The organism is Pseudanabaena sp. CCNP1317 (genome assembly GCF_034931345.1).
Classification (GTDB): Bacteria; Cyanobacteriota; Cyanobacteriia; order Pseudanabaenales; family Pseudanabaenaceae; genus Pseudanabaena; species Pseudanabaena galeata.
On the sequence record NZ_JAYGIF010000184.1, the window covers coordinates 1 to 755 of the forward strand.

Below are 755 nucleotides of genomic sequence, written 5' to 3' on the forward strand. Positions count from 1 at the left end.
CGATCTCACAAGAACGCGCGTTGATCTCGGGGGCACCTAATTTCGCTTATGACCTTTGCGCATCGAAAGCGGATGCGGCGGATCGATTGAACTTGGACCTCCGATCTTGGGAACTCGCGTTTTGCGGTGCAGAACCGATCCGCCCTGAAACGATCGACCGGTTCTGTGATGCATTCGCCAGCAGCGGATTCAGCCGTCAATCGTTCTATCCCTGCTATGGCCTCGCCGAAGCGACGCTGTTGGTCAGCGGTAATTTGGGACGCCGAGAATCGGTTATCAAGACGCGCGATCGACGCGAACTGGAACATCATCGCGCGGTCGAAATCGAGCTTTCGGATGACCCGACGGCGACTGAATATAAAGACCATGCGACACGAGTCGTCGGGTGTGGATCATCCGTGCTCGGCGGCGAAATCATGATTGTGAATCCTGATACGCAACTGCCGGCCGAACAGTTCGAGATTGGCGAAATCTGGTATCGCGGCGATAATGTCGCATCAGGATATTGGAATCAACCGGAGAAGTCAGCCAAGGTCTTCGGCGCCCACATTTCCGGTCGTCCCGATGTCGCCTACCTGCGCACCGGCGATACCGGGTTTTATGAGAACGGCCAACTTTTCATCACCGGCCGTTTGAAAGAAATGTTGGTCATTCGTGGCCGAAACTTCTATCCCCAAGACCTCGAATCGACGGCCCGTTCGGTCGATCCGAAATTGATCGGCGGCGCGTGTGCTTTTGCGATCGATTCGGAGTCG

General features: G+C 55.6%; 1 protein-coding gene. It reads left to right on the plus strand.

Features of this window, described 5'->3' with window-relative positions:
* The coding region (locus VB775_RS26275) for an AMP-binding protein (protein ID WP_323217185.1) at window positions 1-755 on the plus strand (755 nt) is incomplete at both ends.